Genomic DNA, 13,600 nt, shown 5'->3' with positions numbered 1-13,600 from the left:
AGATGCTGCGGAATTATCCGCGCGCGCATCCTTCGGGGCCGTTTATCAGGTAGAGGCGCACGCCGCCTTACATGATCGCCGGGATGACGCGGTCGGGCGGGCGGTGGCCGTCCATGAAGGTCTTGATGTTGACGATGACCTTGCCGCCCATCTCGACGCGGCCCTCGATGGTGGCCGAACCCATGTGGGGCAGCGAGATGACATTGGGGCGCGCAACGAGGCGCGGGCTGACGGAGGGTTCGCGCTCGAAGACATCGAGGCCGGCGCCGGCCAGCTCGCCCGCTTCCAGCGCGCGCAGCAGCGCATTCTCGTCGATGATCTCGCCACGCGCCGTGTTGACGATATAGGCGTCGGGCTTCAGCAATTTCAGCCGGCGCGCGTCGAGCAGATGGAATGTCTGCGGCGTCAACGGGCAATTGACCGAGACGATGTCGACCTTCGGCAGCATGTCGTCGAGATTTTCCCAGAACCGCGCGCCGAGCTCCTGCTCGATGACCGCGTTGGCGGGCTTCCGGTTGTGATAATGGATTTCAAGACCGAAGGCGCGGGCACGCAGCGCGACCGCCTGGCCGATGCGGCCCATGCCGACAATGCCGAGGCGCTTGCCGGTGATGCGGTGGCCGAGCATCCATGTCGGCGACCAGCCCGGCCAGTCGCCCTCATGCTCGCGCAGATAGCGCGCGCCCTCGGACAGGCGGCGCGGTACGGCGAGGATCAGCGCCATCGTCATGTCGGCGGTGTCCTCGGTCAGCACACCCGGCGTGTTCGTCACCGTGATGCCGCGGCGGCGCGCCGATTCGACATCGATATTGTCGACGCCGGTGCCGAACTGGGCGATGAGGCGGAGATTTTCGCCGGCCTGGGCCAGCAGCTTGGCGTCGATGCGGTCGGTCACGGTCGGCACCAGCACATCGGCCTCGCGCATGGCGGCGGCGAGATCGGCCGCCGACATCGGACGGTCGTCGGCATTCAGCCTGACATCGAAAAGCTCGCCCATGCGGGTCTCGATGGGAGCCGGCAATTTGCGGGTGACGACGACGAGCGGTTTGCTGGCTGTCATGGGCATCCTTTGGCTTGCCGCGGGGTCCGGCCGGGACGCCTGCGCGACATTTTTCCGGAACCTGGAGCGGGGACCGAAACGACCCGCCCTTATTAGCAGGTTTTATCGGTGTGTTTGCGGCATTTTCTGGCAAAATCGGCTGAGTCGCGGGGCGGGGCCAAGCGTCTGCCGGAGGCGGGCGCCCGCGAGAGGTGGAAGTGAGATGCGGCAGAAGAAATTCATCGCCGGCGCCGGACTTGCCGTCCTGCTTGCGGTGCCGGCGGTGCTGTGGTTCGGGCCGCCGGGCGCGCAGGCCCGCGAGCGCGTGGCGACGCTGCAGGCGGAGGCCGCCGCTGAACGCGGGCCTGTGACCGGGCTGCCGCTGCCGCGCTATGTCAGCCTGAAAGCGGGGCGCGCCAATGCGCGCCGTGGGCCCGGCACCGATTTTCCGATCGACTGGGTCTATACCAAGCGGGGGGTGCCGCTTGAGATCATTGCCGAATCGAATCACTGGCGGCGCATCCGCGATCATGACGGCGATGGCGGCTGGATCTGGCACACGATGCTCGACGGCGCGCGCAGCGTCATCGTGACCGGCGACAAGGAAGAGCCGCGCGCGCTTCACGACAAGCCCGACGCGGCGGCCGATGTCGTCGCCTATCTCGAACCCGGCATCGTCGCCGCGGTCAGGGGCTGCAAGGCCGGCTGGTGCCGCCTCGAGGCGCGCGGGCATAGCGGCTGGGCCCAGCAAAGCGTCTTGTGGGGCGTCTATCCGGGCGAGGAGTTCGAGTAGTCCGTCCAGGGCTGTTTTGGCTCAGGCGAAATCCTTCGCCAGCGCTTCGCGCACCGCCGGCGGGAGCATCGCCATGTGGTGGTAGTTCTCATGCGCGACGACGGCCATGACGGGGACCTTCGGGTCGCGGAATTTTTCGATCTGTCCGGGCGTAAAACGGAAATGCACGAAATGGATCGATGAGGTCTTGCCGTCGGCCTTGGTGCGCTCGACATCGAGCTCGGCCTCGCCGACGACATGTTCGCCGCCGACATCGATGTAGAGATGCTTCTCGACCCAGGTGATGGAACGCAGGAAACGATCGCGGCGCACGGGATCATCGATCTCGAACATGATCGTCGCGACCAGCTCGTTCCCTTGCGGGATCAGCGGGTTGTAGGCGCGAAGTTCGTCGGCGACCTGTTCGTCGCCGCCTTTTTCGATGTGCAGCATTTCGTGAATCTGCTGGAACATCGTGTCGTAGTTCTCGAAATAGAAAGTCGCGTGCGGGCCGACCGGGATGCGGCGGTTCTTCTTCAGCGCCGTGACCGCCGCGCGGCGCTCGCTGCGCTCCTTCGCATAGGTCTCGCAGGGCAGAATGTCGGCGGGGGTGATTTCCTTTTTCATCGCTGTCATCTCTCAGATAAGCCCCCAGGCGCGCGCCATGATCTCGACCGGATGCTGCGCCGCCGGCCGTTGCGGCTCGCCCATGGTGTCGATCTCGTGGACGAGATGCTTGGCGGCGAGCGGACAGTCCGAGGTCACATATTTGTTGCCGGTCTTCGCGACATTGCGGGCGGCCGTGCGGCCGACCTTCATCGCGGTCTCGAAAGTGTCCTTCATCACGCCGAAAGTGCCGCCATGGCCGGAGCAGCGCTCGACGACGTCGAGCTTGATCTCCGGGATGAAGCGCAGCATCTCGGCCGATTTCGCGCCCATGTTCTGGGCGCGGGCGTGGCAGGCGAGATGCGCGGTGACGCCGCCCTCGACCGGCTTCAGGCCCGGTGCAAGACCTTCCTTCTTCGCGATGTCGACGATGTATTCGTCGATGTCGAAAGTGGCGGCGGCGAGTTTTTTCACGTCGTCATTATCAGGCAGGATCAGCGGCCATTCGAATTTGAACATCAGCCCGCAGGAGGCGGTGAGCGCGACGATGTCGTAGCCCCTGTCGATCCAGGCGCACATGTCCTGCGCGACTTTTTCGGCCTGGGCCGCAACCTTTGCGATATTGCCCTGTTCGAGGAAGGGCATGCCGCAGCAGCCGGGATAAGCGACTTCGGTTTCGACGCCGTTATGCGCCAGCACCAGACGCGCGGCCTCGCCGACGCCCGGATTGTTGTAGTTGACGAAACAGGTGGCGAAGATCGCCGCCTTGCGGCCTTTCGCCGGCGCCTCCTTCGGCGCGGCAAGACCGGCCTTGTCCTGCGCCCTTGCGCGCATGGCGAAGGTTTTTCCGTGGAACTTCGGCAGCTCGGCGCGGGCGTCGATGCCGGCAACGGCCTGGAGCGCCGGACGGGTCAGCGCGTTGCCGCGCTTCGAGCCCCAATTGGCGACGGGCGCGATGGGGGCGGCGAGCCTGCCGTTGCGGTCGGTCTCGGCGAGCTGGCCGGGCACAAAGGGATAGCCGCCCTTCTTCTTCGCTTCGGCCGCGCGGTAGCGCAGCATCAGATGCGGGAAATCGAGATTGAATTCATGCGGCGGCACATAAGGACACTTCGTCATGAAGCACATGTCGCAGAGCGTGCAGGCCTCGACGACGGCTGCGAAGCCTTCCGACTTCACTTCGTCGAGTTCGCCGGTCACGCTCTCGTCGATCAGATCGAAGAGGCGCGGGAAGCTGTCGCAGAGATTGAAGCAGCGGCGGCAGCCATGGCAGATGTCGAAGACGCGGCGCATTTCAGCGTCGAGTTTTTCGAGATCGTAGAAATCGGGATTGTGCCAGTCGAGCGGATGGCGCGTGGGCGCCCCCGTACTTCCCTCTTTTGGGCTGCCTTCTTTCGGGCTGCTCATCGACAGGTCTCCGATATCGGATGTGAACGGCAGGGAAGAGGCGGCGGGAGACATGCAATCTCCCGCCATCCGGATCGTTTCGAAGCGACCTAGAGCGGTTCATCGTTTCACGGAATCGATGAACCGCTCTAACCTTTTGTTTTTACGCAATTCCGGACGGAAAACCGGTTTCCACTTTTCCTGGAATTGCTCTAGCTGCCGAGGCTGTCGAGCGCCTTCTGGAAGCGGCCGGCATGGCTCTTCTCGGCCTTGGCCAGCGTCTCGAACCAGTCGGCGATTTCGTCGAAGCCTTCGTCGCGCGCCGTGCGGGCCATGCCCGGATACATGTCGGTATATTCGTGCGTCTCGCCGGCGATGGCGGCCTTGAGGTTCATGTCGGTGGCGCCGATGGGCTCACCCGTCGCCGGATCGCCGACTTCCTCGAGGAATTCGAGATGGCCATGCGCATGGCCCGTTTCGCCTTCGGCGGTGGAGCGGAAGACGGCGGCGACATCGTTGAAGCCTTCGACGTCGGCCTTCTGCGCGAAATAGAGATAGCGGCGATTGGCCTGGCTTTCGCCGGCAAATGCCGCCTTGAGATTGTCCATGGTCTTGGAACCGGAAAGCGCTGGCATGATGATGCTCCTCACCCGTTATGCGATTGACAGGACAAGGCGCGGGCAAATGAATGCCGGTGCAACTGTCCCTTGCAGGATCCTTCCCGTCGATGCCTCGCTGCCGAAGCGTCCGAAGGATTAACGATAATAATATGCCCAGCGCGGGCGCAGGTCAACAGTTTGGAGGTATTCCAAACAAAGTTTTTAGTGATTGTTTTTGCGAAGAATTATCAAGTCGGCCGGATCATTTTCCGGTGCGGTCCTGCAGCCGGACAATCACATCGACCCGGGCGATGTCCATGCCGTCGGGCGCCGCCGGCAGCTTGCCGATGGTGACGTCATGGCCGGCAATATCCATCAGCGCGCCATCCTTCTCGACGAAGAAGTGGTGATGATCCTCGATGTTGGTGTCGAAATAGGTGCGGGCGCTGTCGACCACGACTTCGCGCAGGAGGCCCGCGCCGGTGAACTGGTGCAGCGTGTTGTAGACGGTTGCCAGCGAGACGCTGACACCGGCCTTCTGGGCCTCGTCGTGAAGCGCCTCGGCCGTCACGTGGCGGTCGCCGCCATCGAACAGCAGGCGGCCAAGCGCCAGCCGCTGCCTAGTGGGGCGCAGCCCCGCCTCGCGCAGCCTGCCGAGCGTCTGTGTGTAGGGCCTTTCCTGCGTCACGCGGATCGTCCTTTAAACGGTGCAGTTTGTAATCGTTACAAACAATAGATAGGGGGTCCGTCACCTATTTGTCAAGGGCTGGAGAGGGTTAGGGGATGGCGGCCGGGCGGGCGCCGGAACAAAAGCGAGGGTTTGCGCCGACCCCGGGGTGTGTTACCAAGCGGCCAAGGGAGGCGGCGCAGACCGCCCAGGAACGAGACCGGCCGGCACTCCGCCCGAAATGGCGATCACGCGGGCCCCAAGCGAGCGGACCCGAATGGCGGACCAGAAAGCGGCATACAGTTTCGAAGACCTGCTCGAATGCGGCCATGGCCGGTTGTTCGGACCGGGCAACGCCCAATTGCCGCTGCCGCCGATGCTGATGATCGATCGCATCACCCATATTTCCGACAAGGGCGGCGAATACGACAAGGGCCAGATTTTGGCCGAGTTCGACATCAAACCCGATCTCTGGTTTTTCGGCTGTCACTTCGAAGGCGATCCGGTGATGCCGGGCTGTCTCGGCCTTGACGGTATGTGGCAGCTTCTCGGTTTCTTCCTTGGCTGGATCGGCGGCCAGGGCAAGGGACGCGCGCTGGGCGTGGGCGAGGTGAAATTCTCCGCCATGGTGACGCCCGCCGTCAAAAAGCTCGAATATGTCATCAATCTGAAACGCGTCATCAACCGGCGCCTGGTGCTCGGCGTGGCGGATGGCGTGATCAAGGCCGACGGCGTGATCGCCTATACGATCAGCGACATGAGGGTCGGCCTTGCCACGGAAGAGCAGCCCGCCTGACGCGCCGGGCCGCAGCAAACCGCTATAATCGAAATCCGGCATCCGATGTCGGGCCGTATTGAAAGAGAGGCTGCCATGAGACGAGTGGTCGTCACCGGCATGGGGATCGTTTCCAGCATCGGCAACAACACGCAGGAAGTGCTGGCATCCTTGCGCGAAGGAAAATCCGGCATCGTCAAATCCGACGTCTATGCCGAGATGGGTTTCAGGAGCCAGGTTCACGGCAGCCTGAAGATCGATCTCGAACAGGCGGTCGACCGCCGCGCCCGCCGCTTCATGGGCGATGGCGCTGCCTATGCCTGCGCGGCGATGGACCAGGCGATCCGCGATGCGGGGCTCGAGGAGAGCGATGTCAGCAATCCGCGCACCGGCCTCATCGTCGGCTCGGGCGGGCCCTCGACAAAAGCGATCGTCGCTGCCGCCGACATGGCGCGCACCGAGCCTGTGAAAGGCCCGAAGAAAGTTGGGCCCTTCGCGGTTCCGAAAGCGATGTCGTCGACCTGTTCGGCGAACCTCTCGACCTGGTTCAAGACCAAGGGCGTCAATTATTCGATCAGCTCGGCCTGCTCGACATCGGCCAATTGCATCGGCAATGCGGCCGAGATGATCCAGTGGGGCAAGCAGGACATGATGTTTGCCGGCGGTGGCGAGGAGCTCGACTGGACCTTGTCGGTACTCTTCGATGCCATGGGCGCGATGTCGGCCAAGCGCAACGATACGCCGGAGAAGGCCAGCCGCGCCTATGACAAGGATCGCGACGGTTTCGTGATTTCGGGCGGCGGCGGCATCCTTGTGCTGGAAGAACTCGAACACGCCAAGGCGCGCGGCGCCAAGATCTATGCCGAGATCGTCGGCTATGGCGCGACAGCGGACGGCGCGGACATGGTGGCGCCGTCGGGCGAGGGCGCGGTGCGCTGCATGAAGATGGCGCTCGAAAACGTCAAGGCGCCGGTCGACTACATCAATCCGCATGCGACCTCGACGCCGGTTGGCGACATTCCGGAAATCAATGCGATCCGCGAGGTCTTCGGCGCGAAGATGCCGCCGATCAGCGCGACGAAATCGCTGACGGGACACGCGCAGGGCGCGGCCGGCGTGCATGAGGCGATCTATACGCTGCTGATGATGCAGGGCGGCTTCATTGCGGCCAGCGCCAATATCGACGAGATCGATCCGGCGGTGGCGGATGCCAATATCGCGCGGGAGCGCATCGACGGCGCGGATATCAATCTGGCCATTTCCAACAGTTTCGGTTTCGGCGGCACCAATGCGACGCTGGCTTTCCAGCGCCATGGCGGCTGACCGGGTGGCAGGGCGTGAAGCGGTAGAAATTCGGGGGACAGACAATCCATGCATGGGTCCGATGAAAAGCCGAGTGAACGGCGGCCGATATTGACCGGGTCGCTGATGACGGGGCGGCGCGGCCTGATCATGGGCGTCGCCAACGATCACTCGATCGCCTGGGGCATTGCGCGCGCGCTGGCGGCGCATGGCGCCGAACTCGCCTTCACCTATCAGGGCGAAAGCTTCGGACGGCGCGTCAAGCCGCTGGCGGAATCGGCCGGTTCGAACCTGCTGCTGCCCTGCGACGTGACCGATGGCGAAAGCCTCGACCGGACCTTCGAGGCGCTCGAAAAGGAATGGGGCCGGATGGATTTCGTCGTCCATGCGATCGCCTATTCCGACAAGAACGAACTCAAGGGCCGCTATGTCGACACGACGCGGGAAAACTTCCTGCGCACGATGGATGTTTCCTGCTTCTCCTTCACCGATGTCGCGCGCCGCGCAGCAAAGATGATGACGCAGGGCGGCTCCATGGTGACGCTGACCTATGGCGGCTCGACCCGCGTGATGCCGAACTACAATGTGATGGGCGTCGCGAAGGCCGCGCTCGAGGCGAGCGTGCGCTATCTCGCCGTCGATCTCGGCCGGCACGGCATTCGCGTCAACGCGATTTCGGCCGGGCCGATGCGGACGCTGGCGGGTTCCGCCGTCGGCGATGCGCGCTATGTGTTCAAATGGAACAAGGCGCATGCGCCGATCAAGGAATCGATCGAACTCGATCATGTGGGCGGCGCCGGACTTTACCTGCTTTCGGACCTGTCGGAGCGCGTGACCGGCGAAGTGCATCATGTCGATGGCGGCTTCAACATTATCGGTATGCCGCGCGCGGAAGAGCTGAAGATGATCGAGAACGGCGAGGGCTAGGCGCGCAGGGCTCCGAGCAATTCGCGCACGGCCTTTTTCATGCGGCGAAGGTTCTGACCGCCGCCGGCATTTGCGGCCCATATCACGCCGGCATTCATCGCGCCGTTGAGCAGCACCGCCAGTTCCTCCGCGCCGATCTCGCGAATGGCGCCCGCGTCTCGCGCGGCCGCTACGCCGATCATCAATTCCCCGAAACCATACATCCGGTCGAGCGCGTTCCAGCGCTCCCAGCCGAGAACGGCGGGTGCCTCGACGATGAGGATGCGGTTCACGTCCGGTTTCGCCGTGTGATCGAGCCAGGCGAGCGAGCCGGCGACAAGTCCGTCGAAGGGCGGCACGTCCTCGCCGGTCACGCCTGAAATTTCGGCGACCGCCTCCTCGTGCATCGCGACGCAGACGGCTTCGAAGAGCGCCGCCTTGTCCCTGAAATGGTGGTAGAGCGCACCGCGCGTGACGCCGGCCTTTTGCAGAATTTCCTCGGTCGAGGTGGCGGCGTAGCCTTTTTTTGCGAAGAGGCGGCGCGCGGTCGATACGAGCTGCGCCCTTGTTTTCTGCGCCTTCCTCTCTCTTATGCCGGTCATTTCCGCCCTCCGCCACACGCCTATTGACATACTAACAGTCCGTTTTCTATGTTTCAAATACAGACTGTCCGTATGTCAAATTCCAGACGAAGGAGAACTCCCATGCGTTTCGTGGACCGCTATCCGATCATCGTAACGCCGCGCTTGCATGAATGCGCCGCGTTCTATGAAAAACATCTTGGTTTCGAGACGGTGTTTTCCTCGAGCTGGTTCGTGCTGCTTTTCGGCACCGAGGGATCGGCAAGTCTCGCCTTCATGTCGCCCGACCACCCCTCCGCGCCGCCCGGACCGGAGATTTTTTCAGGCAAGGGGATGTGCTTCGAATTGCAGGTCGATGACGCCAAGGCCGCGCATGAAGAATTCACGGGCCGCGGGCTGCCGATCACGCTGCCGCTCACCGACGAACCTTTCGGCCAGCGGCGCTTCGGCTTTCACGATCCGTCGGGGCTCTGGGTCGATGTGGTGGAGCAGATCGAACCCGAGGCGGGGTTCTGGGACCGGTACATGATGACGGGTTAGCGCCGTGTCATCTCCAGCACGTTGAAGGTCGATTCGAGGGCCGGCCAGGGGAAGACGATGCGGGCGCGGCCATCCACAAGAAGCGCGGCGACGGCAGGCTGGTCGATCATCTGCGGGTCCGTGACGCCACCTTCCGGGCCGGAGTAATCGCGGATCGGACCGGAATGATCTTCGTTCGGCGCGGCGAGCAGCACCCAGGTTTTTTCATCGCGCGGATAGAGGAAACCGGACTGGCGCTGCGAGCCCGTCAGTTTCTCAAAAAAGAGCCGGTCGTCCTTCTCGACAATTTCGCAACGGAACCAGCCATAGACGACGAAGCCCACAAAAGGCCCGCCCGCCTTGATGGTGCGGCAGTTCCACTGGCCCTTCAGCTTGTCCGGATCGGCGGAAGCGAGCGTCGCTTCCATGACGCTCACAAGCGCGTTGTAAGTGCCATGCTCTTGGCCGGCGACACGCGATTCCATCATGCCTTTGGTTACCGCGTCCTCATAACGAGTAAGGCGGTCGCGGTCATGCGCCGTGACATGCGCTTCCCAATCATCGGCAGGTGCGGTCTCATCGGCAAAAGCGGGAGCGGCGAAGAGAATGAGAGCGGCGGCGAAGGCGGTGGGCAGACGCATCGGGTATCTCCAACGGAAAACGGGGCCAGCATGAGCTGGCCCCGCGATCCTAGCGCTTTCGGTACCGAAGGTCAGTCCCACCCACGACAACGGCCATCTGGCATGGGCAACGAACAATGCCTTTTCCTGTCTTCCCGGGTCACCTAACCTTAAGCCCAGTTTCGTGTTGCCGCCGGATCGACCGAAGCAAGGGGGATGAGATGGGGAAATCAGGCTCGCTCGCTGCGGCGCTTCTGATTGCACCGCTGCTGCTTGTCAGTCAATGCGCGGCCATCACGTATGAACGTCCCACCCCCGACAAGGCAGAGGTGGAAGAGGCGAAGGCAACAATCAACCGCGCTTCGGCTCCTACCAAGTCCGGCAAGACGGTCGATGAACTTGTCGACATGGCGGATCGTGCAGCGCAGCGACTGCGCAGCACAATGCCGCCCATATGCGCAGCTATCCAGTCCGAGACATGCAATTTTTCACTCCGCATAGCCGATAGCGAGATTGTGAACGCTTTTGCCGACGAGAACGGCGTTGTCTGGATTACCGTCGCTCTTCTTCAATATCTCGGCAGTACGGATGCCATCGCTGCGATACTTGCACATGAGGTTGCCCACCGCCTGAACGGCGACGACGTTTCGACAATGGTGGCGATGCGGCGTCATCAGACGATGCGTTATGCGCTGGGCGGGAGTTCACCAGCCTCTGCGGCGTCGCGCTTCAGCGGCAGTGCCCGCTATATGATCACGCGGGAGGCTGATGCCGACTATCTGGCAGCCTTCCTGCTGAAGCGAGCAGACTATGACCTCGCGGCCGGCGAAACAGTCTGGATCACCTTCGCGAAGGCGGGTGACAAAAGGGCGGCTTCGATAACGGCGACGCATCCTCTTTCGGCGGAGCGCCTTGCGGCATGGCGGAAAATCGCCGCCCAGATCGAGGCCGATCCCAATGCATTGCCCACGCTTGCAAGAGAATGACGGGCGTTAAAAAAAAGGGCGCCAGATGAACCGGCGCCCTCTTCAACTTAAAGCGACGTGCGCTCAGTCGCGTTCGCGACGACGGCCGCGACCGCCACCGCCGCCCTCGCGCTTTTCGCGCGGCTGCTCGGCGGGCTCGTTTTCATAGACGATCTCTTCGCCCGTCTCCTGGTTCACATGCTTCATCGACAGGCGGACCTTGCCGCGGTCGTCGAAGCCCAGCAGCTTGACCTTGACCTTGTCGCCTTCCTTGACGACGTCGGAGACCTGCTCGACGCGGGTCGGCGCCATCTGCGAGATATGCACCAGACCGTCGCGGGGGCCGAAGAAGTTCACGAAGGCGCCGAAATCGACGGCCTTCACGACCGTGCCTTCGTAGATCTTGCCGACTTCCGGCTCGGCGACGATGCCCTGAATCCAGGCAATCGCCTTGCGGATCGCTTCACCGTCGGACGAGGCTACCTTGATCGTGCCGTCGTCGGAAATGTCGATCTTGGCGCCGGTCTTTTCGACGATCTCGCGTACCACCTTGCCGCCCGTGCCGATGACTTCACGAATCTTGTCGGTCGGCACGTTGATGACTTCGATGCGCGGCGCATGCTCGCCCATTTCGGGGCGGGCCGTGTCGAGCGCTTTCGCCATCTCGCCGAGGATGTGAATGCGGCCGCCCTGCGCCTGGGCGAGCGCCTGCTTCATGATACCTTCGGTGATGCCGGCGATCTTGATGTCCATCTGCAGCGAGGTCACGCCTTCCGACGTGCCGGCCACCTTGAAGTCCATGTCGCCCAAGTGATCCTCGTCGCCGAGAATATCGGAGAGCACCGCGAAGCGCTCGCCTTCGAGGATCAGGCCCATCGCGATGCCCGCGACGGCGCGTTTCACCGGCACGCCCGCATCCATCATCGCCAGCGACGAACCGCAAACGGTCGCCATGGACGAGGAACCGTTCGACTCGGTGATTTCCGAGACGAGACGCAGCGTGTAGGGGAATTCGGTCTTGGGCGGCAGCACGGCGCGCAGCGCCCGCCAGGCAAGTTTGCCGTGACCGACTTCGCGGCGGCCGGTGAAGCCGACACGACCCGTCTCGCCGACCGAGAAGGGCGGGAAGTTGTAGTGCAGCAGGAAGTTTTCCTTGTAAGTGCCTTCCAGCGCGTCGACGAACTGTTCATCGTCGCCGGTGCCGAGCGTTGCAACCACAAGCGCCTGGGTTTCGCCGCGCGTGAAAAGAGCCGAACCATGCGTGCGCGGCAGAATGCCGACCTGCGAAACGATGGGACGCACCGTTTCGAGATCGCGGCCGTCGATACGGCTCCTGGTATCGAGGATCGAATTGCGGACGATATCGCTTTCGATTTCCTTGAAGACACCACCGACATCGGTTTCGGGCACTGCGTTCGGATCTTCGGGGTTGCAGAGCGCGGCCTTGGCCTTGTCCTTTGCCTGCGAGATCGCCGTGTGGCGCTGGCCCTTGTCCTTGAGGCCATAGGCGGCGCGCAGGTCGTCTTCGACCAGCGAACGTACCTTGGCGACAAGACCGGAATTGTCTTTGATGTCGATGGCGCGGGGTTCCTTGGCGCATTTCTCGGCCAGGCGGATGATCATGTCGATCACCGGCTGAAAATGCTTGTGACCATGCATGACGGCGCCGAGCATGATGTCCTCGGAAAGCTCCTTGGCTTCCGATTCCACCATCATCACGGCGTCGGCTGTGCCGGCGACGACGAGATCGAGATCGCTTTCGACCATCTCGTCGATCATCGGGTTGAGCTTGTACTCACCGCCGATATAGCCGACGCGGGCGGCGGCGATCGGGCCCATGAAGGGCAGGCCCGAAATCGTCAGCGCGGCCGACACGGCGACGAGCGCGACGATGTCGGGGTCGTTTTCCATGTCGTGGGAGAGCACGGTCGCGATGACCTGCGTTTCGTTCTTGAAGCCCTTGATGAAGAGCGGGCGGATCGGACGGTCGATCAGGCGGCAGACCAGCGTTTCCTTTTCGCTCGGACGGCCTTCGCGCTTGAAAAAGCCGCCGGGAATCTTGCCGGCGGCATAGGTCTTTTCCTGGTAGTTGACGGTCAGGGGGAAGAAATCGAGCCCAGGCTTGGGCTTGCGATCGCCGACGACCGTGGCGAGCACCGTCGTTTCGCCGTAGGTCGCGAGCACCGCGCCATCGGCTTGGCGGGCGATCTTACCCGTTTCGAGAATGAGCGGACGACCGCCCCATTCGATTTCTTCGCGTGTAATTTCAAACATATCGGTTTCCTGTTCCGCGCCGCCGCTCATCATGCGTTCATTTCCACCATCATGCGGCGGGCGCTTTTCTGCCGCCTTCCCGGCGGCCGGACAAACTGGAGGACTGACGCGGCGTGCGCGAACTTGCGCTACGCGAACTTGACGCAGGACCGGACGCCACGAGACGAAGGCGAAAGGTCCAGCCGCTTCACAGCCATCCGCTAACGGACGATTGTCTCTGACTTGAGCCCCACAAAAGCACACGCCCGCCCTTCGGGTCCGGAGACCGTTCGGGCAGGCGCCGCGCCTTGCGAGACCGATGGGGCGACAAACCGCACCCCGTTACCGCCGGATCCCCAGACGGGCGATCAGCTTTTCATAACGCGCCTGATCCTTCTTCTTCACATAATCGAGAAGGCTGCGGCGCTGGCTTACCATCTTCAACAGACCGCGACGCGAATGATTGTCCTTCGCGTGGCCCCTGAAGTGCTCAGTGAGGTTGACGATGCGCTCGGTGAGGATTGCGACCTGCACCTCGGGCGAACCCGTGTCGCCATCCTTGCCGGCAAATTCCTTGATCAGCTCGGTTTTGCGTTCCGGCGTAATCGACATC

The 13,600-nt window shown here is 62.9% G+C and carries 15 protein-coding genes; 6 read left to right on the top strand and 9 right to left on the bottom strand.

Features of this window, described 5'->3' with window-relative positions; all coding sequences use genetic code 11:
• Window positions 1–67: 67 nt before the first annotated feature.
• Window positions 68–1,060, bottom strand: coding sequence for a 2-hydroxyacid dehydrogenase (locus WEB61_RS15735; protein ID WP_368065287.1), 993 nt, complete (start codon window positions 1,058–1,060; stop codon window positions 68–70).
• A gap of 202 nt (window positions 1,061–1,262) precedes the next feature.
• On the opposite strand from WEB61_RS15735, the gene WEB61_RS15730 reads away from it, so the two are divergent.
• Window positions 1,263–1,832, top strand: a complete 570-nt coding sequence (locus WEB61_RS15730; protein ID WP_368065286.1) for an SH3 domain-containing protein — start codon at window positions 1,263–1,265, stop codon at window positions 1,830–1,832.
• A 21-nt stretch (window positions 1,833–1,853) separates the two neighbouring features.
• Here the strand turns inward: WEB61_RS15730 and WEB61_RS15725 are convergent, their stop codons facing one another.
• The 4 genes from WEB61_RS15725 to irrA form a co-directional block, all read right to left on the bottom strand.
• On the bottom strand, window positions 1,854–2,438 hold the full coding sequence (locus tag WEB61_RS15725) for a DUF3501 family protein (protein ID WP_368065285.1): 585 nt from the start codon (window positions 2,436–2,438) through the stop codon (window positions 1,854–1,856).
• A gap of 12 nt (window positions 2,439–2,450) precedes the next feature.
• On the bottom strand, window positions 2,451–3,821 hold the full coding sequence (locus WEB61_RS15720; RefSeq protein WP_368065284.1) for a (Fe-S)-binding protein: 1,371 nt from the start codon (window positions 3,819–3,821) through the stop codon (window positions 2,451–2,453).
• Between the two features lie 191 nt (window positions 3,822–4,012).
• Window positions 4,013–4,435 (bottom strand): rubrerythrin family protein, encoded by a 423-nt coding sequence (locus WEB61_RS15715; RefSeq protein WP_368065283.1) that lies wholly within the window; start codon window positions 4,433–4,435, stop codon window positions 4,013–4,015.
• A 226-nt stretch (window positions 4,436–4,661) separates the two neighbouring features.
• Window positions 4,662–5,093 (bottom strand): iron response transcriptional regulator IrrA, encoded by a 432-nt coding sequence (irrA, locus tag WEB61_RS15710; protein ID WP_368065309.1) that lies wholly within the window; start codon window positions 5,091–5,093, stop codon window positions 4,662–4,664.
• 250 nt (window positions 5,094–5,343) lie between these two features.
• Here irrA and fabA point away from each other — a divergent pair, with 250 nt between their 5' ends.
• The 3 genes from fabA to fabI all read left to right on the top strand — a co-directional run bounded on the left by fabA (window position 5,344) and on the right by fabI (window position 8,070).
• A complete protein-coding gene (fabA, locus tag WEB61_RS15705; RefSeq protein WP_368065282.1) occupies window positions 5,344–5,862 on the top strand; it encodes a 3-hydroxyacyl-[acyl-carrier-protein] dehydratase FabA in 519 nt (172 codons plus the stop codon).
• Window positions 5,863–5,937: 75 nt separating this feature from the next.
• Window positions 5,938–7,164, top strand: coding sequence for a beta-ketoacyl-ACP synthase I (fabB, locus tag WEB61_RS15700; RefSeq protein WP_368065281.1), 1,227 nt, complete (start codon window positions 5,938–5,940; stop codon window positions 7,162–7,164).
• A 48-nt stretch (window positions 7,165–7,212) separates the two neighbouring features.
• Window positions 7,213–8,070, top strand: coding sequence for an enoyl-ACP reductase FabI (gene fabI, locus WEB61_RS15695; protein WP_368065280.1), 858 nt, complete (start codon window positions 7,213–7,215; stop codon window positions 8,068–8,070).
• Here fabI and WEB61_RS15690 read toward each other — a convergent pair.
• Entirely contained in the window at window positions 8,067–8,651 is a 585-nt protein-coding gene (locus WEB61_RS15690; RefSeq protein WP_368065279.1) for a TetR/AcrR family transcriptional regulator, read from the bottom strand. The two genes, fabI and WEB61_RS15690, sit on opposite strands and share 4 nt — an antisense overlap.
• Window positions 8,652–8,753: 102 nt before the next feature.
• Between WEB61_RS15690 and WEB61_RS15685 the strand changes: the two genes are divergently transcribed.
• A complete protein-coding gene (locus WEB61_RS15685; protein ID WP_368065278.1) occupies window positions 8,754–9,170 on the top strand; it encodes a VOC family protein in 417 nt (138 codons plus the stop codon).
• Here WEB61_RS15685 and WEB61_RS15680 read toward each other — a convergent pair.
• The gene (locus tag WEB61_RS15680; protein WP_368065277.1) at window positions 9,167–9,790 is read right to left on the bottom strand and encodes a DUF4893 domain-containing protein; all 624 of its coding nucleotides are present in this window, start codon (window positions 9,788–9,790) and stop codon (window positions 9,167–9,169) included. The two genes, WEB61_RS15685 and WEB61_RS15680, sit on opposite strands and share 4 nt — an antisense overlap.
• Window positions 9,791–9,906: 116 nt before the next feature.
• On the opposite strand from WEB61_RS15680, the gene WEB61_RS15675 reads away from it, so the two are divergent.
• Window positions 9,907–10,755: a M48 family metallopeptidase gene (locus WEB61_RS15675; protein WP_368065276.1), complete on the top strand. Its 849-nt coding sequence runs from the start codon at window positions 9,907–9,909 to the stop codon at window positions 10,753–10,755.
• Window positions 10,756–10,818: 63 nt separating this feature from the next.
• On the opposite strand, the gene pnp is transcribed toward WEB61_RS15675, so the two are convergent.
• The gene (pnp, locus tag WEB61_RS15670; RefSeq protein ID WP_368065275.1) at window positions 10,819–13,008 is read right to left on the bottom strand and encodes a polyribonucleotide nucleotidyltransferase; all 2,190 of its coding nucleotides are present in this window, start codon (window positions 13,006–13,008) and stop codon (window positions 10,819–10,821) included.
• Between the two features lie 321 nt (window positions 13,009–13,329).
• Window positions 13,330–13,599 (bottom strand): 30S ribosomal protein S15, encoded by a 270-nt coding sequence (rpsO, locus tag WEB61_RS15665; protein WP_293508680.1) that lies wholly within the window; start codon window positions 13,597–13,599, stop codon window positions 13,330–13,332.
• Window position 13,600 lies beyond the last annotated feature (1 nt).

Origin of the sequence: Parvibaculum sp. (assembly GCF_040882025.1) — a bacterium.
Taxonomy (GTDB): Bacteria; Pseudomonadota; Alphaproteobacteria; order Parvibaculales; family Parvibaculaceae; genus Parvibaculum.
The sequence above is the reverse complement of the archived record's forward strand: the minus strand, read 5'-3'. Positions and strand labels throughout refer to the sequence as shown.